The sequence below is a fragment of the Ruegeria sp. SAZD013 genome (assembly GCF_059612525.1).
This window is the reverse complement of record NZ_JBXWQT010000020.1, coordinates 787599-812201: the sequence shown is the minus strand read 5'-3', so window position 1 is coordinate 812201 and position 24603 is coordinate 787599. Positions and strand designations below refer to the sequence as shown.

The 24603-nt window shown below is 61.8% G+C and carries 27 protein-coding genes; 22 read left to right on the top strand and 5 right to left on the bottom strand.

Annotated features, from left to right (window positions below):
- Positions 1–169: 169 nt before the first annotated feature.
- Together fabF and mltG are read left to right on the top strand one after the other, a co-directional pair.
- Positions 170–1435, top strand: coding sequence for a beta-ketoacyl-ACP synthase II (fabF, locus tag AC2FLU_RS10245; RefSeq protein ID WP_480473383.1), 1266 nt, complete (start codon positions 170–172; stop codon positions 1433–1435).
- On the top strand, positions 1436–2593 hold the full coding sequence (gene mltG / locus AC2FLU_RS10240) for an endolytic transglycosylase MltG (protein ID WP_480473382.1): 1158 nt from the start codon (positions 1436–1438) through the stop codon (positions 2591–2593).
- A gap of 90 nt (positions 2594–2683) precedes the next feature.
- On the opposite strand, the gene AC2FLU_RS10235 is transcribed toward mltG, so the two are convergent.
- The gene (locus AC2FLU_RS10235; RefSeq protein ID WP_480517770.1) at positions 2684–3949 is read right to left on the bottom strand and encodes a DEAD/DEAH box helicase; all 1266 of its coding nucleotides are present in this window, start codon (positions 3947–3949) and stop codon (positions 2684–2686) included.
- A gap of 701 nt (positions 3950–4650) precedes the next feature.
- Between AC2FLU_RS10235 and AC2FLU_RS10230 the strand changes: the two genes are divergently transcribed.
- From AC2FLU_RS10230 to AC2FLU_RS10140, 19 genes are all read left to right on the top strand, one after another.
- Positions 4651–4995, top strand: coding sequence for a hypothetical protein (locus tag AC2FLU_RS10230; protein WP_267366896.1), 345 nt, complete (start codon positions 4651–4653; stop codon positions 4993–4995).
- Positions 4904–6271 (top strand): DNA-packaging protein, encoded by a 1368-nt coding sequence (locus tag AC2FLU_RS10225; RefSeq protein ID WP_496808702.1) that lies wholly within the window; start codon positions 4904–4906, stop codon positions 6269–6271. Before AC2FLU_RS10230 ends, AC2FLU_RS10225 begins: the two co-directional genes overlap by 92 nt.
- A 148-nt stretch (positions 6272–6419) precedes the next feature.
- Positions 6420–6629 carry a DUF1059 domain-containing protein gene (locus tag AC2FLU_RS10220; protein ID WP_496808703.1) on the top strand — a complete coding sequence of 70 codons (210 nt, stop codon included), beginning with the start codon at positions 6420–6422 and terminating at the stop codon, positions 6627–6629.
- 191 nt (positions 6630–6820) lie between these two features.
- On the top strand, positions 6821–7984 hold the full coding sequence (locus AC2FLU_RS10215) for a phage portal protein (RefSeq protein WP_496808704.1): 1164 nt from the start codon (positions 6821–6823) through the stop codon (positions 7982–7984).
- Entirely contained in the window at positions 7977–8195 is a 219-nt protein-coding gene (locus tag AC2FLU_RS10210) for a GTA head formation protein, RCAP_rcc01685 family (protein ID WP_496811965.1), read from the top strand. The genes AC2FLU_RS10215 and AC2FLU_RS10210 overlap by 8 nt, the downstream gene beginning before the upstream one ends.
- A 14-nt stretch (positions 8196–8209) precedes the next feature.
- Entirely contained in the window at positions 8210–8767 is a 558-nt protein-coding gene (locus AC2FLU_RS10205; RefSeq protein WP_496811964.1) for an HK97 family phage prohead protease, read from the top strand.
- 35 nt (positions 8768–8802) lie between these two features.
- Positions 8803–9981 carry a phage major capsid protein gene (locus AC2FLU_RS10200; protein ID WP_480492976.1) on the top strand — a complete coding sequence of 393 codons (1179 nt, stop codon included), beginning with the start codon at positions 8803–8805 and terminating at the stop codon, positions 9979–9981.
- A 171-nt stretch (positions 9982–10152) separates the two neighbouring features.
- Complete coding sequence (locus tag AC2FLU_RS10195; RefSeq protein ID WP_496808705.1) at positions 10153–10752, top strand: head-tail connector protein; 600 nt, start codon at positions 10153–10155, stop codon at positions 10750–10752.
- A complete protein-coding gene (locus tag AC2FLU_RS10190) occupies positions 10749–11087 on the top strand; it encodes a phage head closure protein (RefSeq protein ID WP_480473374.1) in 339 nt (112 codons plus the stop codon). Before AC2FLU_RS10195 ends, AC2FLU_RS10190 begins: the two co-directional genes overlap by 4 nt.
- Positions 11084–11497 carry a DUF3168 domain-containing protein gene (locus AC2FLU_RS10185; protein WP_480473373.1) on the top strand — a complete coding sequence of 138 codons (414 nt, stop codon included), beginning with the start codon at positions 11084–11086 and terminating at the stop codon, positions 11495–11497. The genes AC2FLU_RS10190 and AC2FLU_RS10185 overlap by 4 nt, the downstream gene beginning before the upstream one ends.
- Positions 11498–11517: 20 nt before the next feature.
- The gene (locus AC2FLU_RS10180; RefSeq protein ID WP_267364994.1) at positions 11518–11931 is read left to right on the top strand and encodes a phage major tail protein, TP901-1 family; all 414 of its coding nucleotides are present in this window, start codon (positions 11518–11520) and stop codon (positions 11929–11931) included.
- A 4-nt stretch (positions 11932–11935) separates the two neighbouring features.
- A complete protein-coding gene (locus AC2FLU_RS10175; RefSeq protein WP_496811963.1) occupies positions 11936–12256 on the top strand; it encodes a gene transfer agent family protein in 321 nt (106 codons plus the stop codon).
- Entirely contained in the window at positions 12253–12462 is a 210-nt protein-coding gene (locus AC2FLU_RS10170; protein ID WP_480480411.1) for a rcc01693 family protein, read from the top strand. Before AC2FLU_RS10175 ends, AC2FLU_RS10170 begins: the two co-directional genes overlap by 4 nt.
- Positions 12449–13111, top strand: a complete 663-nt coding sequence (locus tag AC2FLU_RS10165) for an RcGTA-type gene transfer agent tail tape measure protein (protein WP_496808708.1) — start codon at positions 12449–12451, stop codon at positions 13109–13111. Before AC2FLU_RS10170 ends, AC2FLU_RS10165 begins: the two co-directional genes overlap by 14 nt.
- Before the next feature lie 15 nt (positions 13112–13126).
- Positions 13127–13759 (top strand): phage distal tail protein, Rcc01695 family, encoded by a 633-nt coding sequence (locus AC2FLU_RS10160; protein ID WP_267364987.1) that lies wholly within the window; start codon positions 13127–13129, stop codon positions 13757–13759.
- Positions 13759–14646, top strand: a complete 888-nt coding sequence (locus tag AC2FLU_RS10155) for a phage/gene transfer agent baseplate hub protein (protein WP_267364986.1) — start codon at positions 13759–13761, stop codon at positions 14644–14646. Before AC2FLU_RS10160 ends, AC2FLU_RS10155 begins: the two co-directional genes overlap by 1 nt.
- Positions 14643–15089, top strand: a complete 447-nt coding sequence (locus AC2FLU_RS10150; protein WP_480485302.1) for a C40 family peptidase — start codon at positions 14643–14645, stop codon at positions 15087–15089. Before AC2FLU_RS10155 ends, AC2FLU_RS10150 begins: the two co-directional genes overlap by 4 nt.
- Positions 15089–19198: a baseplate multidomain protein megatron gene (locus tag AC2FLU_RS10145; RefSeq protein WP_496808709.1), complete on the top strand. Its 4110-nt coding sequence runs from the start codon at positions 15089–15091 to the stop codon at positions 19196–19198. The genes AC2FLU_RS10150 and AC2FLU_RS10145 overlap by 1 nt, the downstream gene beginning before the upstream one ends.
- Before the next feature lie 8 nt (positions 19199–19206).
- Positions 19207–19503 (top strand): DUF7742 family protein, encoded by a 297-nt coding sequence (locus AC2FLU_RS10140; RefSeq protein ID WP_480473365.1) that lies wholly within the window; start codon positions 19207–19209, stop codon positions 19501–19503.
- Here AC2FLU_RS10140 and AC2FLU_RS10135 read toward each other — a convergent pair.
- Entirely contained in the window at positions 19484–19822 is a 339-nt protein-coding gene (locus AC2FLU_RS10135) for a TraR/DksA family transcriptional regulator (RefSeq protein ID WP_496714777.1), read from the bottom strand. The genes AC2FLU_RS10140 and AC2FLU_RS10135 overlap by 20 nt on opposite strands.
- An 84-nt stretch (positions 19823–19906) precedes the next feature.
- Between AC2FLU_RS10135 and cysE the strand changes: the two genes are divergently transcribed.
- Positions 19907–20716, top strand: coding sequence for a serine O-acetyltransferase (cysE, locus tag AC2FLU_RS10130; RefSeq protein WP_496714778.1), 810 nt, complete (start codon positions 19907–19909; stop codon positions 20714–20716).
- A 72-nt stretch (positions 20717–20788) separates the two neighbouring features.
- On the opposite strand, the gene AC2FLU_RS10125 is transcribed toward cysE, so the two are convergent.
- Genes AC2FLU_RS10125 through pdhA form a run of 3 tightly spaced genes read right to left on the bottom strand, consistent with a single transcriptional unit; the run spans position 20789 to position 24495 of the window.
- Positions 20789–22102, bottom strand: a complete 1314-nt coding sequence (locus tag AC2FLU_RS10125) for a pyruvate dehydrogenase complex dihydrolipoamide acetyltransferase (RefSeq protein WP_480553773.1) — start codon at positions 22100–22102, stop codon at positions 20789–20791.
- A gap of 14 nt (positions 22103–22116) precedes the next feature.
- Positions 22117–23490 (bottom strand): pyruvate dehydrogenase complex E1 component subunit beta, encoded by a 1374-nt coding sequence (locus tag AC2FLU_RS10120; protein ID WP_496811962.1) that lies wholly within the window; start codon positions 23488–23490, stop codon positions 22117–22119.
- A gap of 15 nt (positions 23491–23505) precedes the next feature.
- Positions 23506–24495 (bottom strand): pyruvate dehydrogenase (acetyl-transferring) E1 component subunit alpha, encoded by a 990-nt coding sequence (pdhA, locus tag AC2FLU_RS10115; protein ID WP_209503593.1) that lies wholly within the window; start codon positions 24493–24495, stop codon positions 23506–23508.
- Between the last annotated feature and the right edge of the window lie 108 nt (positions 24496–24603).

Genomic DNA, 24603 nt, shown 5'->3' with positions numbered 1-24603 from the left:
CCTTTCGGCTGGACGCGCGAAAGGGCGGTTTTGACAAGCGCCGAATTTCTGGTTTCCTTGGGCATTCGGCGACAGGACGCCGGGACGGAAAGAACCGTTGCTCTTGCCCCCGCACCCCGGGCCGGGGTATGAGCGGTTCTCATAAGAGGAAGCAGGCAAGAGGCACTTCATGCGCAGAGTCGTTGTAACCGGTCTTGGATTGGTCACTCCTTTGGCCAGCGGGGTCGAGGAAACCTGGTCGCGGCTGCTGGACGGAGAGTCCGGTGCAGGCCCAATCACGCATTTCGATGCAGAGGCAAGCGGGGTCGCAACGACCTACGCCTGCGAGGTGCCGCGCGGCGACGGAACCAACGGGACCTTCAATCCCGATGACTGGATGCCGCTGAAGGAGCAGCGCAAGATCGAAGACTTTATCCTGTATTCCATCGCGGCCGCCGAAATGGCCTGTAAGGATGCAGGCTGGCTGCCGGAAGACGAAGAATCGCGCCTGCGTACTGGTGTTCTGATCGGCTCGGGCATTGGTGGTCTGGGATCGATTGCCAATACCGCGAACCTGATCCGCGACAAGGGTCCGCGTCGGGTATCTCCGTTCTTTATTCCAGGCGCACTGATCAACCTGGCCTCGGGTCAGGTATCAATTCGCCATGGGTTCAAAGGCCCGAACCACTCGGTCGTGACCGCATGTTCAACCGGTGCGCACGCAATCGGCGACGCCAGCCGCATCATCCGGGCGGGTGACGCAGATGTCATGGTGGCAGGTGGTGGCGAGGGCTGCATCTGCGAGATCGGTATTGCCGGGTTCAACGCATGTAAGGCGCTGTCGACCAAATACGCAGATAATCCAAAGGCTGCCAGCCGACCCTATGACGTGGACCGTGACGGTTTCGTGATGGGCGAGGGCGCCGGCATTGTGGTTCTGGAAGATTACGAACACGCCAAGGCGCGTGGGGCTAAGATCTACGCCGAGGTTCTGGGCTATGGTATGTCGGGCGACGCCTATCACATCACTGCGCCGTCCGAGGATGGTGATGGGGCCGAACGTTCTATGAGAGCGGCGTTGCGCAGCGCCGGGCTGGAGCCGAAGGACCTGGATTACATCAACGCGCATGGCACCTCGACCATGGCGGACACGATCGAACTGGGTGCTGTCGAGCGCCTGTTGGGCGAGCATGCCGGGAATGCGACGATGAGTTCGACCAAGTCGGCAACCGGTCACTTGCTGGGTGCTGCGGGTGCGATTGAGGCAATATTCTCAATCCTGGCAATCCGCGATCAGGTCGCACCGCCAACAATCAACCTGGATAACCCGGCTGTTGAAACTCCGATTGATCTTGCCCCCAACGCCAAGCGCGAGCGTGAAATCAATGTGGCGCTGTCGAACTCGTTCGGGTTTGGTGGAACCAATGCCAGCGTGATCTTCGGAAAGGTCAATTAAATGTGGCGGGCCATCGCTTCGAATGCGCTGACCATCCTGGTGGTGGGCCTGTTTCTGGTGGGCGGTCTGATCCTGTGGGGACAGTCGCAGTACAAGGCCGAAGGCCCGCTTGAGACCGCGATTTGCCTTCAGGTCAAAAGCGGTTCGAACATGACACGTGTCAGTCGCGATCTGGAAGATCAGGGTGCCATTCGAAGTTCAATTCTGTTTCGAATGGCCGCTGACTATACCGATCAGGCGCAGCGGTTGAAAGCGGGCAGCTTTCTGGTGCGCGAAGGTGCGTCGATGGCGCAGATCATCGAAGAAATCACCAGCAGCGGCGCCAGCACTTGCGGGTCGGAAATCGAATACCGTATCGGTGTGACACGCACCCAAACCCGCGTGCGTGAACTGGATCCGGCAACACTGGATTTTGTCGAGATTGCTTCATTTGATGCGGCAGAGGAACAAACGCCTGAGGCCTATACCGAGAAACGCAACGAGTCTGATACGCGCTATCGCGTGTCGCTTGCCGAAGGTGTGACCTCGTGGCAGGTGGTTGAAGCTCTGAAATCATTCGAAGCGCTGTCGGGTGATGTGACCGAGATTCCGGCTGAGGGCATGTTGGCCCCGGACAGTTACGATGTTGTGGCCGGACAGGATCGCAATGCGATTTTGCAAGCCATGCAGGACAAGCAACAACTGCGGATCAACGCGGTTTGGGAAAGCCGTCAAGGCGGGTTGCCGCTGGACACTCCTGAAGAGATGCTGATCCTTGCGTCTATCATCGAAAAGGAAACCGGTGTTCCGGAGGAACGCGGCCAGGTCGCCAGTGTGTTCGTGAACCGCCTGAAACAAGGGATGCGGTTGCAAACCGATCCGACCGTCATCTATGGCGTGACAAAGGGGCAGGGCACATTGGGTCGCGGGTTGCGGCGCAGCGAATTGAACCGTCCAACACCGTGGAACACCTATCAGATCGACGGGCTGCCTCCGACGCCGATTGCAAATCCAGGTCTGGCGAGCCTGGAAGCAGCGGTTGCGCCGGATGACACCAACTATGTGTTCTTCGTCGCTGACGGCTCGGGCGGGCATGCGTTTGCAGAAACCCTGCAGGAGCACAATCGCAACGTTGCCAAATGGCGCGAAATTGAAGAACAGCAGAGCTCGGGGAATTAAGCCGGGCGGATTGCTGGTTTTGTTAACAAAATACGCCGACGCCGGTATAAAAACTGGCGTCGGCGTTTTCTTTGGCAGGCTCTTCAGTTCTTAGGCGGCTGAGCGTCTTTTGTTGGGACGGCGCCGTCTGGAGCTGGAAGGTTTCCCATCGCCGTTGGCCGGCTTGGGCTTGAACCCGCGACGGCGGTTGTTTTGACGACGTGCAGGTTGCTGAACCTCGACCCCTTCCGGCATGGTGCCGCTTGTGACAGGGATTTCAATTTTCATCAGCTTCTGGATCTGACGCAACAGGTCGACTTCTTCCGGTGCACAGAACGCGATCGCTTCCCCTTCGCGCCCGGCACGGGCGGTGCGCCCGATACGGTGGACGTAATTGTCGGGCACGTCGGGTAGGTCGAAGTTGATGACATAGGCGACGCCGGGGATGTCGATGCCACGCGCGGCAACGTCGGTGGCCACCAGTATGTTCACCTCACCAGCGCGGAAGGCATTGATGGCCCGGTCACGCTGGCCCTGGCTTTTGTTCCCGTGAATGGACGCCGCGTTAAAGCCGTCGTCCACCAGCCCTTTCATCAGCCGTTCAGCGCCGTGTTTTGTGCGGGTGAAGACCAGTGTCAGCGCATCCGCGTCCTGCGACAGGATTTCGCGCAACTTAGACGGTTTTCCGGGTTTCGAAACAAAGTGAAGGGACTGGGTGATCTTGTCAGCGGCCTTGCCCGGGGGCGAAACCTGCACCCGCTGCGGATTGTTCAGATAGGCACGGCTGAGCTCCTCCATCTGTTTCGGCATTGTGGCCGAGAACAGCATGGTCTGGCGGGGCGTGCCCAGTGCAGGCGCGATGCGACGCAGAGCGTGAATGAAGCCCAGGTCAAGCATCTGATCTGCTTCGTCCAATACCAGATGGCGCACCGAACCAAGGTCAACAGCGCCCCGTTCCATCAGGTCAATCAGGCGGCCCGGGGTGGCGACCAGAATATCGGTGCCGCGTGCGAGGAACATCACTTGTTTGTTGATCGACTGGCCACCAACAACTGTAGCGACCCGCAGCTTTGTTCCTTTGGTGAGGGTGCGCAAACTGTCGGCGATCTGGTTCACGAGCTCGCGGGTGGGGGCGAGGATCAGTGATTTGGCTGTTTTGGGATCGGGCTTGCCGGGCTGCGCCAGCAGGTGGTCGATCAGGGGCAGGCCAAAGGCCAGTGTCTTGCCGGTGCCGGTTTGGGCCAGCCCGAGGATGTCATGCCCGTTCAGGGCCAGCGGAATGGCCTGGTTCTGAATCGGGGTGGGTTGAGTGAAATTGGCGCGTTTCAACGCGTCGTTCAGTGTCGGCGCGAGGCCGAGCATATCGAAGTCGAACAAAAAATTATCCTTTACGGCCCGCAGGTTAAACCCCACGAGCAGGTGGTGACTGGCCACGTTCATGTGACCGGCAGGGTTGTGCGAGACCTCGGGATGCGCGAGCGAATCCAGCGCCATCCGGCCATCGCGTAAAGAACCCTGCGTGAAGGGGAACCGGGAGTAATGTGCTGGCGCTGTGGGGCCTGAAGCCCGACGATGCTCACGCGGTGGCGCCGTGATTAAGGGCACATGAGGGTTTCGGGAGGGAATGTCAAGGACTGGTTTGGCCGCGGGCAGGTTGCGCGCAGGACCTTGACGCGCCGAAATCGGGTGATGCGGGCGATTTTGAGCGCGATTTCGGAAAATGTCAGGTTTGTACACGCGTCAAGGTGGGGAGTGTGCAATTTGTACACGCTGAAAGCGGCACGGGGGTAACCCTGTGTTAATCCCTCTGGTCGGTGAGGCGGTCAGGGCTTGGAAGGCTAAAGGGCGGGGCGGCGTTTTGGCCGAGGGTTACCATGGCCGGAAATTCACTGTCCGTTAACCCGCACCGTACGATCCCTGTTGCGCGCCTGTTGCGTAAATCCTTGACTTTACGCGCTTTATCCCGTATTGGTTGTGTTGTGCTAGAAGAAGTGGGCGAACGGCCTCGGGGCGACCCGGTGGCCGTTTTTTCGTTTCTCTCGTGCGGAGAACACTCACGCATGAGGTCACAGGCAAACATGACTTTGATTACCCCGGAAGAGCGGATTTCCCAGACGGCTGAACTGTTGCAGTCCCTGGAAAGGTCCATTCGCGATCTGCGGCAAGCGGCAGAAGACCTGCGCAAACAGATCGGTGCCGGGGAGGATGCAGATCTTGCTGGTTCAGCCAAGCAACTCGGTCAGCTGGAGGGGCTGATCCGAAGTTGCCAGAAAGTGGAGACAAGCTTTGTCGAACAACATTACAGACAAGCCGGAATTGCCCAAGGGGGCTATGCGCTCGACCTTGAGCGGGCCCGATTTGAGATCGGGTGCAGGCTGGCTCGCCTCCGCCGATGCTGCGGTGCGGGAGAGATTTCTGAGTGAGATCGGGGAGGGGGGGCTGTGTGCCCTCCCTTTCCTGTTTGAGTTTTGGGCGCTGCCGCATCAATTGCCGCCCGAGGGCGACTGGCGGTCCTGGGTGATCATGGGCGGGCGCGGGGCGGGCAAAACGCGGGCAGGGGCCGAATGGGTCAGATCGATGGTCGAGGGGCCGAAGCCGCTGGACAAGGGCGAGGCGTGCCGCGTGGCGCTGGTGGGTGAAACATTCGATCAGGTGCGCGATGTCATGATCTTTGGCGACAGCGGGATATTGCAATGCTCGCCCCCGGATCGGCCCACGTGGAATGGATCAGAACGCAAGCTGATCTGGCCCAACGGGGCCGAGGCACAGGCGTTTTCAGCACATGATCCCGAAGGGTTGCGCGGGCCGCAATTTGATGCGGCCTGGGTGGATGAGCTGGCCAAGTGGAAGAAGGCGGGTGAGACCTGGGACATGCTGCAATTTGCGCTGCGCTTGGGCGAGCGGCCTCGGGTTTGCGTGACCACAACGCCGCGCAATGTGAAGGTTTTGAAGGAGTTGCTGGCGTCGCCATCCACCGTGCAGACCCATGCGCCGACCGAAGCGAACCGGGCCAATCTGGCGGCGTCGTTTCTGGAAGAAGTGCGCGCGCGCTATGCGGGTACGCGGCTGGGGCGGCAGGAGCTGGACGGGGTGCTGCTGTCAGACGCGGAAGGAGCGCTGTGGACGGGTTCGATGCTGGAGGCGGCGCGCTGTACGCAGGTGCCCGAATTGGATCGCATCGTGGTGGCGCTGGACCCGGCGGTGACATCCGGGTCAGGCGCGGATGCCTGCGGGATCGTGGTGGTTGGGGCGCAGGTACAGGGGCCGCCTGAGGCGTGGCGCGCCTATGTGCTGGCCGACCGGACGGTGCAGGGCGTTGGCCCGGCAGGCTGGGCGCAGGCGGCGATTGACGCGATGGATGAGTTCGGGGCCGAACGGCTGGTGGCCGAGGTCAATCAGGGCGGGCAACTGGTGGAAGAGGTCGTGCGACAGGTGGACCCTCTGGTCCCTTACCGCGCCGTGCGGGCGTCGCGCGGCAAGGTCGCGCGGGCGGAACCTGTGGCGGCGCTGTACGAACAGGGGCGGGTGGCCCATGTGGCGGGGCTGGACGCGTTGGAAGAACAGATGTGCCAGATGACTGCGCGCGGGTTCGAAGGGCAAGGTTCGCCCGACCGGGTGGATGCGCTGGTCTGGGCGTTGCATGAGTTAGTTGTGGGGCCTGCGGGGGTGTTTCGAAGGCCGAGGGTGCGGAGTTTGTGAGAGGTTGTTCAAACGATCATACAAATTTCTTCTTTTGGGGGAGGCAAAAGGTAATCTCACCGCTGAGACAACAGCTTTTCTCGCAATCGGATTCGGTGAATCTGCTTACATCGGTTATACTTCAGTTTGGACTTGGGGGAGAGGATAGATGTCAGACGCTTATTCGTATGCCTGTAGAGATTGTGAGGGAATGGAAGCTTGTCCAGCGAGCATGGTGGCGGAATCCAAGGAAGAAGTTTGGAAGCTCATCGAACTTCACGCGCAGATTGCGCACGATGAAAATCCAGACGATTGGGATGGCGCAACTCGGGACTATTTGGCAACTTTGATCAAGCCAGTCAGTGTCTTTCAGAGTTGATTTAACGGCAGCCCGTGTAGCTGCAACATCGTTCATCGCAAATACTGTTATTAAGCGGCGGTTCCGGTGCAATCGGTTAAAGAGCTAAGCCGTTGCCCACCCCCCGTACGCCCCATTCCCAAGGCTTAAACGTCTTTCCGTCATAACTCCTTTCAACAAGCCGGGCAGAGCGGCGTCAGAAAGGAGCACAGATGGTATTCGATTTCTTGCGTCGTGGATCGGCTGAGGCAGCGCCCGAGGCGAAGGCGAGCGCGACGGGGCCTGTGGTGGCGTGGCAGACCGGCGGGCGCGTGGCGTGGAGCCCGCGGGACACGGTATCTCTGACGCGGACGGGGTTTTCGGGCAACCCGGTGGGGTTTCGGTCGGTCAAGCTGATTGCTGAATCGGCGGCGGCTCTGCCCTTGATTTTGCAGGGTCAGGGGCAGCGCTTCGATGTGCATCCGATCCTGGCCCTGTTGCGGCGCCCGAATGCGGCGCAGGGGCGGGCAGAGATGCTGGAGGCCCTGTTCGGGCAGTTGCTGCTGTCGGGCAATGCCTATGTCGAGGCGGTGCAGGCCGAGGACGGGCTGCCAGTTGAGCTGCATGTTTTGCGCTCGGACCGGATGAGCGTGGTGCCGGGGGCGGATGGGTGGCCCAAGGCCTATGATTACAGCGTCGGTGGCAAGACGCACCGGTTCGCGACCGAGGCCATCTGCCATATCAAGACGTTCCACCCGCAAGATGATCATTACGGGTTCTCGCCGATGCAGGCAGCGGCGACGGCGATTGATGTGCACAACAGCGCCTCGCGGTGGTCGAAATCGCTGCTGGACAATGCCGCGCGGCCCTCGGGGGCGCTGGTGTGGAAGGGCGGTGATGGTCACGGAATGATGGCCGAGGAGCAGTTCCGCCGCCTGTCCGACGAGATCGAGCAGAACTATCGCGGGGCGCGCAATGCCGGCCGTCCGATGGTTCTGGAGGGGGGGCTGGATTGGAAGCCGATGGGCTTTTCCCCCTCGGATATGGAGTTTCAGAAGACCAAGGAAGCCGCCGCCCGCGAGATCGCGCTGGCCTTTGGGGTCCCGCCGATGCTGCTGGGGATACAGGGCGACGCGACCTATTCGAACTATCAGGAGGCCAACCGGGCGTTTTACCGCCTGACCGTGCTGCCTCTGGTGACGCGGGTGGCGGCAGCGGTGTCGGAGTGGCTGACGGGCTTTACCGGCGAGGATCTGATGCTGAAGCCCGATCTGGATCAAGTAACGGCCCTGTCCGCAGAGCGGGATGCGCAATGGGCGCGGGTCAATCGGGCGGAATTCCTGAGCGATGTGGAAAAACGCAGGTTGCTGGGGCTGCCGGAGCGTGCCGATGGCTGAGGGGTATCCGCCGTTCGAATGCGCGCCGGGGCTACGTCTGGCCACGCATGAGCGGGTGGCCGAGATCCAGCACGCGCATCTGTGCAGGCGGCTGGATCAGATCGAAGAGATGATGGAGCGGCTGGAGAAACGGCTGTGGCTGACGGTCTATGGTGTGGCCGCAGTGATCCTGGCGCAGGCGTTTCAGTCATTCCTGGTGGTAACGCCATAAGTTCAGTGGGTTACATGGAGAAGTTCATGGATTTGGAGCATAAGTTCGCAGGGTTCGGTGACATCCTGTCGGTGACCGAGGATGCGATGATCGAAGGCTATGCCAGCCTGTTCGGGCAAGTCGATCATGGCAGTGACATGGTGCAGCGCGGGGCCTATCGCGCCTCGCTAGAGGGGCTCGCCAAGGCGGGTCAGCGGGTCAAGATGCTGTGGCAGCACGACCCGGCGCAACCCATAGGCGTCTGGGACGAGGTACGCGAGGACGACAAGGGCCTGTGGGTCAAGGGACGTCTGCTGGAAAGCACCCAGAAAGGCCGCGAAGCGGCCGGGCTGATCCGCGCGGGTGCGATGGATGGCCTGTCGATCGGCTATCGCACCAAACGGGCCGTGAAGAATGACAAGGGCCAGCGGGTCCTGACGGAACTGGAGCTTTGGGAGGTGTCGCTGGTGACCGTCCCGATGCTGCCCAGTGCGCGGGTGGCGGCAAAGGGGAGCGACCCCGATGCCGAGAATACCTGGCGCAGTATTGCCGAGGTGTTCAACGACGCCCGGCAGGAGCTGGCGCGGACCTAGCGCGCCTCAAACCCACCCAAAAACAGGACATGCTGATGAGCAAGACCGAGATCCCGGCCTTGACCGGAGAGGGTGCGCCCCTGGTTCAGGAGGTGAAGCAGGCGATGGCTGGCTTCGTGAATGAATTCAAGGGCCTGAAGGCTGAAGTTAAAACAAAACTGCAACAGACAGAAGAGCGACTGACCATGCTGGATCGTAAATCAACCATCGCGGCGCGCCCGCATCTTGCGGCCTCGACCCTGGACGGTGCACCGCACCAGAAGGCGTTCGACGCCTATGTACGCTCGGGCGAGGATGACGGGCTGCGCGGGCTGGAGATGGAGAGCAAATCGCTGTCCACCGCCGTCAACAGCGATGGCGGGTATCTGGTCGATCCGCAGACCGCCGAGACGATCAAGTCGGTTCTGAACGCAACCGCGTCGATCCGCTCGATTGCGTCGGTGGTGAATGTCGAGGCGAATTCGTTCGATGTGCTGATCGACCATACCGATGTCGGTGCCGGCTGGGCCGATGAGAATTCGTCCACTTCCGAAACCGGAACCCCGTCGATCGACCGCATCTCGATCCCACTGCACGAGTTGAGCGCGCTGCCCAAAGCCTCGCAACGTTTGCTGGATGACAGCGCGTTCGATGTCGAGGGCTGGCTGGCCGGTCGGATTGCCGACAAGTTCGCCCGTGCCGAGGCGGCGGCCTTTATCGCGGGTGACGGTGTGGACAAACCCAAAGGTCTGATGATCCACCGCGCGGTATCCGACGACACCTGGTCCTGGGGCAGCCTGGGGTATGTTGCCACCGGCATCGATGGCGGTATCGACGCGGATGCGATTGTCGATGTGGTTTATGCGCTGGGCGCGCAATACCGGGTCAATGGCACATTCGTCATGAACTCGAAAACGGCGGGTGTGATCCGCAAGCTGAAGGACAGCGATGGCCGCTTCCTGTGGTCGGACGGTCTGGCCGCTGGTGAGCCCGCGCGCCTGATGGGCTATCCGGTACTGATTGCCGAGGACATGCCGGATGCGGCCTCGGACAGCTTCTCGATTGCGTTTGGCGACTTTAAATCCGGTTACACCATCGCTGAACGCCCCGATCTGCGCGTGCTGCGCGATCCGTTCAGCGCCAAGCCGCATGTCCTGTTCTACGCGACCAAGCGCGTGGGCGGTGATGTGAGCGACTTTGCAGCCATCAAGCTGGTGAAATTCGGCATCGCCTAGGCGGTGGCGAATCCGGGGGGCCATCAGCCCCTCGGGCGGCGGGCACGGGCCGGGGTGAGATCCCCCGCGTTGTCTAGCTGCTCCCCTCCGTCCGAGCAACGTGGGGCGGCGCGTGCCCGTCATTTTCCTGACTGAGGCCCCCGGTGGGGTCCGAGATTGCGGAGTGAATGGATGATGTTGATCGAAGAAACCGCCATCGCGGATGCGGCGCTGCCGGTGGATCAGTTCAAGGCGCATCTGCGGCTGGGCAGGGGCTTTGCCGAAGATGACGTTCAGAACGAGGTGCTGAAGGGGTTCCTGTGGGCGGCCATGGCCGCGATTGAGGCGCGCACCGGCAAGGTTCTGATCGAGCGCGACTTTTCATGGAGCCTGAGCGGTTGGCGCGATCCGTCGGGCGAGGTTTTGCCGGTTGCTCCGGTGACATCGGTGCTGGCCGTGACGCTGACCGATGCGGCAGGTTCTGAAACCGTTGCGGATGCGGCGGTGTATCGGCTGGAACGCGATGGCCAGCGCCCGCGGTTGCGTCCGGTCGGGTCGGTCCTGCCTGCGATTGCAACGGGGGGCGCGGTGAAGATCGCCTTCACGGCCGGGATGGCCACGGGCTGGGCCGGTTTGCCTGCCGATCTGGGCCAGGCGGTACTGTTACTGGCGGCGCATTATTACGAATACCGGGACGAGACCGCGCTGGGCGCGGGGTGCATGCCGTTTGGTGTCACCAGCCTGATCCAGCGCTATCGGATGGTGCGCTTTGGTGCGGGGTTGGTGCAATGAACACGCCGCGTCTGAACCGCAAGCTGGTGCTTGAGGCCCCGATGCGCAGCGCTGACGGGTCCGGGGGATATACCGAGGCTTGGGCCGCGCTGGGAACGCTGTGGGCCGAGGTCACGGCGCGCAGTGGTGCGGAACGGCAGATCGCTGGCGTTTCCGTCTCGCGCGTGGGGTATCGCATCGTGGTGCGGGGCGCCCCCGAAGGGTCGACCATGCGCCCGGCGCCGGATCAGCGGTTTCGCGAGGGCAATCGCCGTTTCGTCATCCGCGCCGTGGCAGAGCGTGACGCGCGCGGCCAGTACCTGATCTGTTTCGCGGATGAAGAGGTGGCGGCATGAGCTATGGCGTATCAGCCGCCCTGCAGGCGGCGGTGTTTCAGCACCTGACCGCGGATGCGGATGTCAGCGGCCAGTCCGGCGGCGCGATCTATGACGCGGTGCCCACGGGAACGGTTCCGCAGACCTATGTGACATTGGGCCCGGAAGAGGTCCGCGACGCCTCGGACCGGTCGAGCGCGGGTGCGATCCACCGCTTTACGGTTTCGGTGGTGTCCGAAGCCGCCGGGTTTGGCGCGGCAAAGACGCTGGCCGGGGCGGTGTGTGACGCGCTGGACAATGCGCCGCTGGTTCTGAGCCGCGGGCATCTGGTCGGGCTGTGGTTCGAGCGCGCCTCGGCCCGGCGAACCGGGACAGGCGGCAGCATCCGCCAGATCGACCTGAGATTCCGCGCCCGCGTGGAAGACGACTAAGCAATCAACGGAGAGAGCACATGGCTGCCCAGAACGGAAAAGACCTTTTGGTCAAAGTGGATATGAACGGCACGGGCCTGTTCCAGACCATTGCGGGCCTGCGGGCCACGCGGATCAGTTTCAACGCCGAAAGCGTGGACGTCACCAGTCTGGAAAGTCAGGGGGGGTGGCGCGAGCTGTTGTCGGGGGCGGGGGTCAAATCGGCCTCGATCTCGGGTTCGGGCGTGTTCAAGGATGCAGGTACGGACGAACGTGCGCGGCAGCTGTTTTTTGACGGCGAGACCCCGGCGTTTCAGGTGATCATCCCCGATTTCGGCATTGTCGAGGGGGCGTTTCAGGTGACGGGCATCGAGTATGCGGGCTCACACAACGGTGAGGCGACCTATGAGATGAGCATGGCAAGCGCCGGTGCGCTGAGCTTTACGGCGCTGTAATCGCATGGCCAATCCGTGGACGGGCGAGGTGGCACTGACCATCGATGGAGAGCGGCGGGCGCTCAAGCTGACGCTGGGCGCTTTGGCGGAACTGGAGCAGGAGCTGAACACCGGATCCCTGGTCGAGCTGGTGCAGCGGTTCGAGGGTGGCGCGTATTCCAGCAGTGACGTGCTGGCGCTGATCGTTGCCGGGTTGCGGGGCGGGGGCCGGGATACCAGCCGCGCCGATCTGTTTCATGCCGAAATCGCGGGCGGCCCCATGGCTGCGGCCAAAGCGGCGGCCGAGCTGCTGGCCCGCGCCTTCATGGTGCCGGAAACGACATGAGCGGGTTCGACTGGCCCGCCCTGATGCGGGCCGGGTTTCTGGGGCTGCGGCTGACGCCGGACCAGTTCTGGCGTCTGACCCCGGCAGAACTGCGGCTGATGCTGGGGCAGGGTGCCGGGATGCCCGCGATGAACCGGGCAGGCCTTGACGCGCTGCTGGCCGCCTTCCCGGACAAACAACAAGGAGAGCGTGATGACGGATCGTGACGGGTTTGACGACTTGCAGGAACGGGGCGCGGCGCTGGGCGATGCCCTGGGTGATGCTGCGACGATGGCCGCGGCGTTTGACAGCCAGATGAAGCGGATCAGCGCCGCGTTCGAGGAAACCGGCAAGGATGTCGCCACGTTGGAGCGGGGCATGTCCAGCGGTTTGCGCAAGGCGTTCGATGGTGTGGTTCTGGAGGGGATGAGCCTGTCGGGCGCGCTGGATGTGCTGAAGAACTCGCTGATCCAAACGGCTTATGCCGCCGCGATCAAGCCGGTGACGGATCATTTCGGTGGGTTGCTCGCAAACTCGGTCGGCGGGTTGGTGCAGGGTCTTCTGCCCTTTGCCGATGGCGGCAGTTTCAGCCAGGGCCGGGTGATGCCCTTTGCCAATGGCGGCGTGGTCAGCAGCCCGACGATGTTTCCAATGCGGGGCGGCACCGGGCTGATGGGCGAGGCCGGCCCCGAGGCGATCATGCCGCTGGCGCGCGGCGCGGACGGCAAGCTGGGCGTGCGCACGCAGGGCGGCGGGCGTTCGGTGAATGTGGTGATGAACATCACGACCCCGGATGTGCAGGGGTTCCGCCGCTCGCAGGGGCAGATTGCAGCACAGATGAGCCGTGCGTTGGGGCGCGGCAATCGCAACAGGTAAATCAAGGAGCAGGTGATGACTTTCCACGAGGTGAGATTTCCCGCCAGCCTGAGCTTTGGCTCGGTCGGGGGGCCCGAGCGACGCACGGATATCGTGACGCTGGCCAACGGGTTCGAAGAACGCAACACGCCCTGGGCCCATTCCCGGCGCAGGTATGATGCGGGGCTGGGGATGCGCTCGCTGGACGATATCGAGACGCTGATTTCGTTCTTCGAGGCGCGGCAGGGCCAGATGTATGGGTTTCGCTGGAAGGACTGGTCGGATTTCAAATCCGGCAAGGCCACGCTGGATGTCGATGTCGGAGATCAGGTTATCGCACGCGGCGACGGTGTGCGGACTGAGTTTCAGCTGATCAAGACCTATAGCTCGGGCGGGGTCAGCTATGCCCGCCCCATCGTCAAGCCGGTGCTGGGGACGGTGCGTCTGGGGCTGGATCAGGATGAGATCCGGGAGGGTGTGGAATTCGAGGTCGATCTGGCAACCGGCCGGATCACCTTTGCCGACCCGCCACCGGAAGAGGTGGATATCACCGCCGGGTTCGAATTCGATGTACCAGTACGGTTTGACACCGACAAGATCCATACCAGCGTCGCCAGTTTTCAGGCCGGAGAGGCGCCGAACGTTCCCGTGGTCGAGGTGCGTGTCTGATGGCTGTGGATGAACAGGGCCTGCACGCGCATCTGCAAAGCGGAATGACCACTGTGTGCCGGTGTTGGGCGATCAGACGCCGGGATGGTCAGGAATACGGGTTCACCGATCATGATCTGGAACTTGGCTTTGACGGATTGACGTTCAGGGCCAGCACCGGATTGACGGCGGCGGCCATCGAACAGGCCACCGGCCTGTCCATTGACAACACCGAAGCCATGGGCGCGCTGTCGGATGCGGCCATTCGCGAAGAGGATATCGAGGCGGGGCGGTTCGACGGGGCCGAAGTGCGCGCGTGGCTGGTCAACTGGGCCGACCCGGATCAGCGTATCCTTCAGTTCCGGGGCTCGATCGGGGAATTGCGGCGCGCAGGCGGTGCATTCCACGCGGAGCTGCGTGGCCTGACCGATTTGCTGAACCGCCCGTTGGGGCGCGTGTATCAGAAGCCTTGTACTGCCGTTTTGGGGGACCGGACCTGTCGGTTCGACATGGATACGCCCGGCTATTGGATCGAGGGCGCCGTCACCGGTTTCGATGGCGGAACCGTTCTGCTTGTTGCGGGCGGGGCAACCATCGAAGACGGCTGGTTCGAGCGCGGCAGGGTCGACGTTGTGTCGGGAGCGGCGAAGGGGCTTTGGTCATCAATCAAGCATGACCGGCAGGTGGCGGAAGGGCGGCAGATTACGCTCTGGTCCGGTTTCGGGGAAAGCCTGGTGCCGGGTGACATGGTCAGGCTGCGGGCGGGGTGCGACAAACGCATGGAGACCTGCCGCCTGAAGTTTAACAACCTGCTGAACTTTCAGGGCTTTCCTGATCTTCCGGGCGAAGACTGGGTGATGGCCGTTCCCAAACAGAGCAAAGCCAACAGCGGAGGGAGCCTGAGGTGACGATACACAGGCAGGATATTGTCGCAGAAGCGCGCAGCTGGCTGGGGACGCCTTATGTGCATCAGGCCTCGACCAAGGGGGCGGGCACGGATTGTCTGGGCCTGTTGCGCGGCGTCTGGCGCGCGGTGATCGGGCAGGAGCCCGAGGCGGTTCCGGTCTACAGTCTGGACTGGTCCGAACCGCAGGGCGAGGAACGCATGTGGGCGGCGGCGCGGCGGCATCTGGTCGAAAAACCGGCCGCCGATTTCGCGGTCGCAGATGTGCTGCTGTTCCGGATGCGCGATGGCAGCGTGGCCAAACATCTTGGCATCGTCAGCGTCGCAGGCTCTGAGCCGAGGTTCATTCACGCCTATTCCGGTCATGGCGTCGTCGAGAACGCGCTGAGCGGGCCATGGCGTCGCAGGGTTGTTTCCTGTTTCGAATTCCCGTTGGAGGTGCTCTGATGGCTACTATTCTTCTTTCCGCAGCCGGGGCGGCGCTGGGCGGGTCAATCGGTGGCACCGTTGCGGGCCTGTCCACCGCGATCATAGGCCGGGCCATTGGCGCAACGGTCGGGCGGGTCATCGATCAGAGGTTCTTCAGCCAGTCCGTTATGGGCAGTGGCAGCGAAGTCGTCGAAACAGGCCGCATGGACCGGTTCAGGCTGACGGAAACCGGCGAGGGCGCGCCGGTGACCACTGTCTTTGGGCGTATGCGCGTTGGCGGTCAGGTCATCTGGGCGTCGGACTTTCTTGAGACCGAGACCCGGGAAACGCAGGGCGGCGGAGGCGGGGGTAAAGGCAAACCCAAGGCCCCCGAAGTGACCACCGTCAGCTACAGCTATTCGATTTCGCTGGCCATTGCCGTTGGTGCGGGCGAGATTGCCGATGTCGGGCGCATCTGGGCAGACGGGGAAGAACAGGACCGATCCGGGCTGAACATGCGCATCTATCACGGCACGCAGGATCAGTTGCCCGATCCCCTGATCGAAGCAATCGAAGGGGCGGGCACGGTACCAGCTTATCGCGGTACAGCCTATGTGGTGATCGAGGATTTCCAGCTTGCGAGTTTTGGCAACCGGGTGCCGCAGTTCTCGTTCGAGGTGGTGCGCCCCGCGCAGCGCGACACGCCTGATTACCCAAGCTCCTTGCCGCAAATCGTGCGCGGGGTGGCGATGATACCGGGCACGGGCGAGTATGCGCTGGCCCGTTCGCAGGTGAATTATACGCAATCCGGGACAAGCTGGGCGGCCAATGCGCATTCTGCGTCCGGTGTATCGGATCTTGTGAGCTCGACCCGTGCGCTGGAGACCGAGCTGCCAAATTGCGATGCGGCCTCGTTGGTGGTTTCGTGGTTCGGTGACGATCTGAGATGCGGCACATGCACGATCCGGCCCAAGGTCGAACAGAGCGACACGGACAGCCGCAACATGCCCTGGATCGTGTCGGATCAGGTCCGCAGCACGGCGGGCCAGGTCGCGCGGCAGGACGGTCGCCCGGTCTATGGCGGAACACCCGCAGACCCGGCGGTGGTCGAAGCGATCCGTCACCTCAACCAGTCGGGTAAGCGGGTCATGTTCTACCCGTTCATCCTGATGGAGCAATTGCAGGGAAACGGGCTGCCTGATCCCTGGTCGGAGGCCGCAAGCCAGCCCCATCTGCCTTGGCGGGGACGGATCACGCTGGATGTGGCACCGGGGCGCGCGGGGTCTGCTGATCAGACCGCAGCGGCGGACGCGCAGGTGGCCGCGTTCTTTGGGACAGCAAGTGCTGCGGATTTTACGATCAACGAAGGCTTTGACGACCCGGTGGACTCGGGCGGTGGCGGCGGCGGCAGTGGCTCGGGCCCGGTGCTTGGCGGGCGGCCGGATGATCGCGGGCCTGGCGATCTGCAATGGGTAAACGGTGGTGGCACGTTTGGCGGCTTGCTTGGCAATGGTCCGGTTCCGGCCACGAAAATCGTCAAATATTCTGGTCCGCAGGAATGGGGCCTGCGCCGGTTCATTCTGCACTATGCCATGTTGTGCAAGGCGGCTGGTGGAGTGTCGTCCTTCTGTATCTCGTCCGAGATGCGTGGCCTGACCCAGATCCGCGGAGCCTCGGGCTTTCCCGCTGTTGCGCAACTGCGTGCGCTGGCGGCAGAGGTGCGCCAGATTCTGGGCCCGGACACCAAGATCGGCTATGCGGCGGATTGGAGCGAGTATTTCGGATACCAGCCCGACGGAAGCGGAGACAGGTATTTTCACCTCGACCCGTTATGGGCGGATGACAACATCGATTTCATTGGCATCGACAATTACATGCCGTTGTCTGACTGGCGTGATGGCGAAAGTCACGTAGACGCCGAGGAAGGTGCGCCGTCGGTCTACGACCTTGGGTATCTGCGCGGCAATATCGAGGGGGGCGAGGGGTATGACTGGTATTATGCCTCGCCGGAAGAGGCCGAGGCACAGATCAGAACGCCCATCGAAGATCAGGAGCATGATGAGCCATGGGTCTGGCGGTACAAGGACCTGCGCGGCTGGTGGTCAAATCTGCACCACGAGCGGATCGGTGGCGTTCGTCAACCCAATCCGACCGACTGGGTGCCCGGATCAAAGCCGATCTGGTTTACCGAGTTGGGATGTGCGGCAATCGACAAGGGCACGAACCAGCCGAACAAGTTTCTGGACCCGAAATCGTCTGAGTCGCTGCTGCCTGCATATTCAAACGGTCTGCGCGACGATTTTATTCAGGTCCAGTACCTTGCAGCGACCCTTGGATATTGGAGCGACCCGGACGTCAACCCGGTGTCGCAAGTCTACGGCGGGCCAATGCTGGATTTGGCGAATGCCTATGTCTGGGCGTGGGATACCCGCCCGTTTCCGACCTTTCCCAATCTGCGAAGCCAATGGGATGATGGGGCGAACTATGACCGGGGGCATTGGCTGAACGGCCGGTCCGGCTCGCGGACGCTGGCCTCGGTCGTGACTGAGATATGCCACGCGGCAGGGGTGACGGATATCGATGTTTCCGGGCTTTATGGCGTGGTTCGGGGATATGTCATCGAAGATGTGACAAATGCGCGGTCGGCTTTGCAGCCGCTGATGCTGCGCTATGGGTTCGACGCGATCGAACGGAACGGCATCTTGCGCTTTCAGATGCGCGATGGCTATGGCGCGATTGCCCTGAATCCCGATCATCTGGCGATCAGCGGTGATCTGGATGGCACGGTTGAGCACCGGCGAGAAGCCGAGGCCGAGATGACGGGCCGCGTGCGCCTGCGTTTTGTCCAGTCGGATGCGGATCACGATCTGGTTGCGGAAGAGGCGGTTCTGCCCGAGGACAGCACGCATTCGGTCTCGGTCAATGAGATGCCGTTGTCCATGACACGCACCGAAGGCCGGCAAACGGCTGAGCGCTGGTTGAGCGAGGCCCGTGTTTCCCGCGATACGGTGCGGTTTGCCTTGCCGCCATCGCTGCTGCATCTGGGCGCAGGTGATTTGGTGCGGTTGTCAGAAACCGAAAACAGCCCCCTTTACCGGATTGACCGTCTGGAATCGGCCGATCTGCAACTGGTCGAAGCGGTCCGGGTTGAACAGGGTGTGTATAAGGCATCGCACCTGCACGACGACCCGGCGGTTGTCAGACCCTATGCCGCGCCCGTTCCAGTGTTGCCGGTGTTTCTGGACCTGCCGATGATCACCGGGGCAGAGATCCCGCATGCACCTTATCTTGCGGTGACCGCTGATCCCTGGTCGGGGGCCGCGACGGTTTATTCCTCCTCAACCGATGAGGGGTACAGCCTGAGTGATGTGATCACCGGTCAGGCCATTGTGGGCGTGACCGAAACACCGCTGAGGCGCGCCAGCATCGGCGTCTGGGACGAAGGCCCAGCGGTGAAGGTGCGGCTGTTGGCCGGTCAGCTGGAATCGCGTCCGCGTGGCGCGGTTCTGAACGGTGTCAATCTGGCGGCCATCGGCGACGGAACACCCGGCAACTGGGAGGTTTTCCAGTTCTCGGATGCCACGCTTGACTCCCCCGGCGTTTACGCGTTGTCCGGGCGGTTGAGGGGCCAGTTGGGGTCGGATGCCCTGATGCCGGATGTCTGGCCGGACGGGTCCCTTTTCGTGTTGCTGAACGATCAGGTGCAGCAGATCAACCTGTTGCGCAACGAGCGGGGGCTGGCCAAACACTATCGCATCGGCCCGGCGACCCGTGGTTACGACGATCCGGCTTACCAGCACCTGATCGCCTCATTCGATGGCAATGGTTTGCGCCCGTTTTCCCCGGTTCACCTCCGGGTGCGATCCGACGCAACCGGCGATCACCTGACCTGGGTGCGGCGCACCCGGTTGGATGGGGATGACTGGTCAGGGCTGGAGGTTCCACTGGGCGAGGAAAGCGAATCCTATCTCGTGCGTGCCTTTGCGGGGGGAACCCTTGTTCGTGAAGAGATGACATCCCTTCAGGGCTGGTCCTATTCGGCGGCGATGAAGGCGGCAGATGGTCTGACCGGGTCATATGAGGTCGGGATTGCGCAGGTGTCGGCCATTTACGGCCCCGGTGCGATGGCGCGTCTGGTTGTCGGATAAGCGGCCTGATGCGACCGGTTTTGCATGGTGATGTAAGTGCCGCGGCGCGCGCCTTGTTGGCGGCGCCGCCGACCGAGCGGACCCGCTTATGCGCCCGGATGATCCATGAAGCGGAACTGGCCGACAATCACCGCACGCGCACGGGTCGGCTGCATCCGGTTTACGGCAACGGATCGTTGATGGCGGTTGCGCGCAACAGGGTGCTGGCCGATGAGCCTGGGTTTGACGATTTGCAATATTGTCGGTGTTTTTCGACGGTTTTGCACCATCTTGCCGAGTTTCTGATCACCCGGTCGCGCAGCTGACACATTTGCTGGCGGCCAGATCCAGAGACAATCGTCCATCGGGAATACGGCCGCCACAATCCTCGCAATACCCGTACTCCCCCTCGTCCAGCCGCATAAGCGCGGCCTGAAGGCGGCGGGTTTCAACATTGCGATTCACCTGTTGCGCCTTTGCCATCGCCTGGTTTTGCAGCGCATCCATGCGGCTGAGCCGACCAACGGCCTGCTGATCCAGCTCAACAACGGCCTGAGCCTGCTGGCCTGATGCGGACAATTGATCCAGTTCGGCCAGACGCTCGCGAATTCGTGTTTCAAAATATGTGCGCTCGGACTCATTCATTTTCGTTGTATCGCGGATCACGGGTTTGCGTTTGGCCTTTTTGCCACTAAATGGCATTCTAGGCGCAGCAAAGGATCAAAAGCTATGTTTGAAAAACGCAGCCCTGTGACACCGGTCGATCCGGTCTGGAACCGTATCACATCCGAGGCCCAAGCAGCCGTCGAGACGGAGCCGCTTATGGGCGGGCTTGTACACGCCTGTATTCTGCATCACCGCAACCTTGAGCGTGCGCTGTCCTATCGGATCGCGGCCAAGCTGTGTTCGAACGAAATGTCGATGATGGTTCTGCGTGAGATCGTGGACGAGGCCTATGCAAACGATCCCGGATTGCTGGAAGCCGCCCGCGCCGATCTGATGGCGGTTTATGAGCGTGATCCGGCCTGCCATCGGTTGTTGCAGCCGATCCTGTATTTCAAGGGTTATCAGGCCATGCAGGCCTATCGCGTGGCGCATTGGCTGTGGCGCAAGGGGCGTTTTGATCTGGCCTATTTCTTCCAGATGCGATCGTCGGAGATATTCGGCATCGATATTCACCCGGCCGCGAGGATCGGCAAGGGGATCATGATCGACCACGCCCATTCCATCGTCATCGGTGAAACCGCCGTGGTCGGAGACAACGTTTCGATGCTGCATTCGGTGACGCTGGGCGGAACCGGCAAGGAGGAGGAAGACCGCCATCCCAAAATCGGAGATGGTGTTCTGATCGGGGCCGGGGCAAAGGTTCTGGGTAACATCAAGGTCGGCCATTGCAGCCGTATCGCCGCCGGTTCGGTGGTGTTGCAGGACGTTCCGCCGTGCAAGACCGTTGCCGGTATCCCGGCCAAGATCGTGGGCGAGGCCGGATGCGATCAGCCGTCGATCTCGATGGATCACATGCTGGGCAAAGATCAGTAGGTTGATTTGAAATAACAAAAAAGGCCGCCTCGATATTCGAGGCGGCCTTTTTTTTCGCGAGGTCGGTATGGCTTACGCCAGCATGACCATCGGGTTTTCCAGATTGTCGACAATGGCCTTGAGCAGCTCGGCCCCCAGCGCGCCGTCGATGACCCGGTGATCAACGGACATGGTGACAGACATCACCGTTGCCACGGTCAGCTCGCCATCATCCCCGACAACCGGTTTCTTGACGCCGGTGCCGACGGCCAGAATACCGGCATGGGGAGGGTTCACGATGGCGTCGAAATTGTCGATGCCGAACATGCCCAGGTTCGAGATGGCAAAGGTGCCGCCCTGATATTCATGCGGAGCCAGCTTGCGTTCGCGTGCGCGGGCGGCAAGGTCTTTCATCTCGGTCGAAAGGGCTGACAGGGATTTCATGTCAGCATCTTGCAGGACCGGCGTGAACAACCCGCCTTCGATTGCGACGGCAACTGCCACGTCTGACGGTTTCAGTTGCAGCACCCGGTCACCTGCCCAGACGGCATTACAAGCCGGAACCTGCTGCAACGCGTTGGCGACAGCCTTGATGATGAAGTCATTGACGCTTAGCTTGACGCCGCGGCCTTCCAACTGCTTGTTCAACTGACCACGGAATTTTAGCAGCGCATCGAGCTTGATATCGCGGCGCAGGTAGAAATGCGGGATGGTCTGTTTGGCCTCGCCCAGACGTGCGGCAATGGTTTTGCGCATACCGTCGAGCTTGATTTCCTCGTACGGGCGGCCTTCGTACATCCGCGCGACCATATCCGCCGATGGACCAGACGGAGCTGCTGGGGCAGCTGCGGGCGCGGCGGCGGCGGGAGCAGTGGCAGGAGCTGCTGCCGGAGCGGTGGCAGTTGCGCCTTCAACATCAACCTTGACGATGCGACCATGCGGGCCGGAACCGGCAATCTGCGTCAGGTCGAGACCTTTTTGCGCAGCAATCCGGCGGGCCAGAGGCGAGGCAAAAATCCGACCACCATCAGCCTTGGCCGGAGCGGCCGGGGCAGGGGCGGCCGCCTCGGGTGCCGCTGGCGCGGCAGCCTCGTTGCCCGCGACGGCTGCGGGGGCAGCCGCCGTGGCTGCAGCCGGGGCCGTGCCAATGTCATCGGCGCTTTCGCCATCTTCCAGCAGAACCGCGATGGCGGTGTTGACCTTGACCCCTTCGGTCCCCTCGGGGATCAGGATCTTGCCGATGGTGCCTTCGTCAACGGCCTCGAACTCCATCGTGGCCTTGTCGGTTTCGATCTCGGCCAGCAGGTCACCGGAGGAGACGGTGTCGCCTTCCTTGACCAGCCATTTGGCGAGCGTGCCTTCCTCCATCGTCGGGGACAGGGCGGGCATCAGAATTTCTGTAGGCATCTGTCTGTCGCTCCTTACCGGTAGGTCACTTGTTTGACGGCGGCGATCACCTCATCGGTGGTGATCAGGGCCAGCTTTTCGAGATTGGCGGCATAGGGCATCGGAACGTCCTTGCCGGTGCAGTTGATGACCGGTGCGTCGAGGTAATCAAACGCCTCCTGCATCACGACCGAACTGATGTAGCTGCCGACGGACCCCTGCGGCCAGCCTTCTTCCACTGTCACCAGACGGTTGGTCTTCATCACCGAGTTGATGATGGCGCCAGTGTCCATCGGGCGGATGGTGCGCAGGTCGATCACTTCGGCGCTGATGCCGTCTTCGGCCAGCTTGTCGGCAGCTTCCAGCGCGTATTGCATGCCGATGCCAAAGCTGACGATGGTCACGTCCGAGCCCTCGCGCCAGATGCGGGCCTTGCCCAGCGGAATGGTCAGGTCATCCACCTGCGGCACTTCGAAAGAGCGGCCGTAGAGGATTTCGTTTTCCAGGAACACAACCGGGTTGGGATCGCGGATGGCCGATTTCAGCAGACCTTTGGCATCAGCGGCTGAATAGGGCATGACGACCTTCAGACCGGGGATCTGCATGTACCACGCGGCATAGTCCTGGCTGTGCTGTGCGGCCACGCGGGCCGCGGCCCCGTTGGGCCCCCGGAACACGATGGGGCAACCCATCTGACCACCGGACATATAGAGCGTTTTGGCCGCAGAGTTGATGATCTGGTCAATCGCCTGCATGGCGAAGTTGAAGGTCATGAATTCGACAATCGGTTTCAGACCGCCAAAGGCCGAACCCACCGCGATACCGGCAAACCCGTGTTCGGTGATCGGGGTGTCGATCACGCGTTTGGAGCCAAATTCATCCAGCAGACCTTGCGAGATTTTATAGGCCCCCTGATATTCAGCGACTTCCTCGCCCATCAGATAGACGTTTTCATTGCCGCGCATTTCCTCGGCCATTGCATCACGCAAGGCTTCGCGCACGGTTTCGGATTTCATTTCAGCATCCGCGGGCCAGTCGGGTGACAGGTCCACCGCTGGAGCCGCGGGGGCTGCTGCGGCAGGAGCCGGGGCCGGGGCTGCTGCGGGGGTGGCCTCGGGCGCCGCTGCCGCTGCGGGGGCTGCTGCGGGCAGGGCAGAGGCGTCTTCGCCTTCTTCGACCAGCACCGCGATGGGGGTGTTCACCTTGACCCCTTCGGTGCCCTCGGCGATCAGGATCTTGCCGACGATGCCTTCATCGACGGCTTCGAACTCCATCGTTGCCTTGTCGGTTTCAATCTCGGCCATGATGTCGCCCGAGGATACGGTGTCGCCTTCCTTGACCAGCCATTTGGCCAGCGTGCCCTCTTCCATCGTGGGGGAAAGGGCGGGCATGAGAATTTCGGTTGCCATGTCTTATTCGTCCTCTCAGGCGTAAATGTCAGTCCAGAGCTCTTCGACCGAAGGCTCGGGGCTTTCTTTCGAGAATTCGGCGGCCTGATTGACGATCTCCTTGATTTCTTTGTCGATCGCTTTCAGGTCATCCTCGGTCGCGTGCTTGCCGGTCAGCAGCAACTCGCGCACATGTTCGATCGGGTCGCTTTGTTCGCGGACCTTCTGAACCTCTTCGCGGGTCCGGTACTTGGCCGGGTCGGACATCGAGTGGCCGCGATAGCGGTAGGTCTTGATTTCCAGGATATAGGGGCCTTTGCCCGCGCGGCAGTGCGCGACAGCCTTTTCGCCTGCTTCCTTGACCGCCAGCACATCCATGCCGTTGACGATCTCGCCCGGAATGCCGAACGCTTCGCCGCGATGGAAGATGTCCTTGGTCGAGGTCGAACGGGACTGAGCGGTGCCCATGGCGTATTGGTTGTTCTCGATCACGAAAATCACCGGCAAGCCCCAGATGGCCGCCATGTTGAAGGTCTCATACACCTGACCCTGGTTCGCGGCACCGTCCCCGAAATAGGTGAAGGTAACGCGGCCGTTTTCCTTGTACTTGTCAGCAAAAGCCAGCCCCGCGCCCAGCGGAACCTGCGCGCCGACGATACCATGCCCGCCGTAGAAATGCTTTTCTTTCGAGAACATGTGCATCGAGCCGCCCTTGCCCTTGGACAGGCCACCGATGCGCCCGGTCAGTTCGGCCATCACGCCGCCCGGATCCATGCCACAGGCCAGCATGTGACCGTGGTCGCGATACGAGGTGATGCGCTTGTCGCCTTCCTCTGCAGCGGCCTCAAGCCCGACAACAACGGCCTCTTGTCCGATATAAAGGTGGCAGAACCCGCCGATCAGGCCCATGCCATAAAGCTGACCGGCCTTTTCCTCGAATCGGCGGATCAGCAGCATCTCGCGGTAGTATGTCTGGAGTTCTTCCGCAGAAACATTTGGTTTCTTTGTGGTTTTTCGCGCAGCCATCGTGGCGATCTCCCCCTTTCGGACAGATAGTTTAGCGTTAAACTATCTCATAAAGCATTTGAGGCTTTCTGGCGAGGGGAAATGTGACGCAGCGTTCGGCACGGCGCA

What these genes read in the sequence shown, in the direction of transcription:
- AC2FLU_RS10190 (WP_480473374.1), top strand. Translation starts at nt 10,749, where the DNA reads ATGAACACGCCGCGTCTGAACCGCAAGCTGGTGCTTGAGGCCCCGATG.
- mltG (WP_480473382.1), top strand. Translation starts at nt 1,436, where the DNA reads ATGTGGCGGGCCATCGCTTCGAATGCGCTGACCATCCTGGTGGTGGGC.
- AC2FLU_RS10205 (WP_496811964.1), top strand. Translation starts at nt 8,210, where the DNA reads ATGGAGAAGTTCATGGATTTGGAGCATAAGTTCGCAGGGTTCGGTGAC.
- fabF (WP_480473383.1), top strand. Translation starts at nt 170, where the DNA reads ATGCGCAGAGTCGTTGTAACCGGTCTTGGATTGGTCACTCCTTTGGCC.
- AC2FLU_RS10195 (WP_496808705.1), top strand. Translation starts at nt 10,153, where the DNA reads ATGATGTTGATCGAAGAAACCGCCATCGCGGATGCGGCGCTGCCGGTG.
- AC2FLU_RS10210 (WP_496811965.1), top strand. Translation starts at nt 7,977, where the DNA reads ATGGCTGAGGGGTATCCGCCGTTCGAATGCGCGCCGGGGCTACGTCTG.
- AC2FLU_RS10220 (WP_496808703.1), top strand. Translation starts at nt 6,420, where the DNA reads ATGTCAGACGCTTATTCGTATGCCTGTAGAGATTGTGAGGGAATGGAA.
- AC2FLU_RS10155 (WP_267364986.1), top strand. Translation starts at nt 13,759, where the DNA reads ATGGCTGTGGATGAACAGGGCCTGCACGCGCATCTGCAAAGCGGAATG.
- AC2FLU_RS10225 (WP_496808702.1), top strand. Translation starts at nt 4,904, where the DNA reads ATGCGCTCGACCTTGAGCGGGCCCGATTTGAGATCGGGTGCAGGCTGG.
- AC2FLU_RS10170 (WP_480480411.1), top strand. Translation starts at nt 12,253, where the DNA reads ATGAGCGGGTTCGACTGGCCCGCCCTGATGCGGGCCGGGTTTCTGGGG.
- cysE (WP_496714778.1), top strand. Translation starts at nt 19,907, where the DNA reads ATGTTTGAAAAACGCAGCCCTGTGACACCGGTCGATCCGGTCTGGAAC.
- AC2FLU_RS10140 (WP_480473365.1), top strand. Translation starts at nt 19,207, where the DNA reads ATGCGACCGGTTTTGCATGGTGATGTAAGTGCCGCGGCGCGCGCCTTG.
- AC2FLU_RS10175 (WP_496811963.1), top strand. Translation starts at nt 11,936, where the DNA reads ATGGCCAATCCGTGGACGGGCGAGGTGGCACTGACCATCGATGGAGAG.
- AC2FLU_RS10230 (WP_267366896.1), top strand. Translation starts at nt 4,651, where the DNA reads ATGACTTTGATTACCCCGGAAGAGCGGATTTCCCAGACGGCTGAACTG.
- AC2FLU_RS10165 (WP_496808708.1), top strand. Translation starts at nt 12,449, where the DNA reads ATGACGGATCGTGACGGGTTTGACGACTTGCAGGAACGGGGCGCGGCG.
- AC2FLU_RS10125 (WP_480553773.1), bottom strand. Translation starts at nt 22,102, where the DNA reads ATGCCTACAGAAATTCTGATGCCCGCCCTGTCCCCGACGATGGAGGAA.
- AC2FLU_RS10120 (WP_496811962.1), bottom strand. Translation starts at nt 23,490, where the DNA reads ATGGCAACCGAAATTCTCATGCCCGCCCTTTCCCCCACGATGGAAGAG.
- AC2FLU_RS10185 (WP_480473373.1), top strand. Translation starts at nt 11,084, where the DNA reads ATGAGCTATGGCGTATCAGCCGCCCTGCAGGCGGCGGTGTTTCAGCAC.
- AC2FLU_RS10135 (WP_496714777.1), bottom strand. Translation starts at nt 19,822, where the DNA reads ATGAATGAGTCCGAGCGCACATATTTTGAAACACGAATTCGCGAGCGT.
- AC2FLU_RS10200 (WP_480492976.1), top strand. Translation starts at nt 8,803, where the DNA reads ATGAGCAAGACCGAGATCCCGGCCTTGACCGGAGAGGGTGCGCCCCTG.
- AC2FLU_RS10215 (WP_496808704.1), top strand. Translation starts at nt 6,821, where the DNA reads ATGGTATTCGATTTCTTGCGTCGTGGATCGGCTGAGGCAGCGCCCGAG.
- AC2FLU_RS10180 (WP_267364994.1), top strand. Translation starts at nt 11,518, where the DNA reads ATGGCTGCCCAGAACGGAAAAGACCTTTTGGTCAAAGTGGATATGAAC.
- AC2FLU_RS10160 (WP_267364987.1), top strand. Translation starts at nt 13,127, where the DNA reads ATGACTTTCCACGAGGTGAGATTTCCCGCCAGCCTGAGCTTTGGCTCG.
- AC2FLU_RS10145 (WP_496808709.1), top strand. Translation starts at nt 15,089, where the DNA reads ATGGCTACTATTCTTCTTTCCGCAGCCGGGGCGGCGCTGGGCGGGTCA.
- pdhA (WP_209503593.1), bottom strand. Translation starts at nt 24,495, where the DNA reads ATGGCTGCGCGAAAAACCACAAAGAAACCAAATGTTTCTGCGGAAGAA.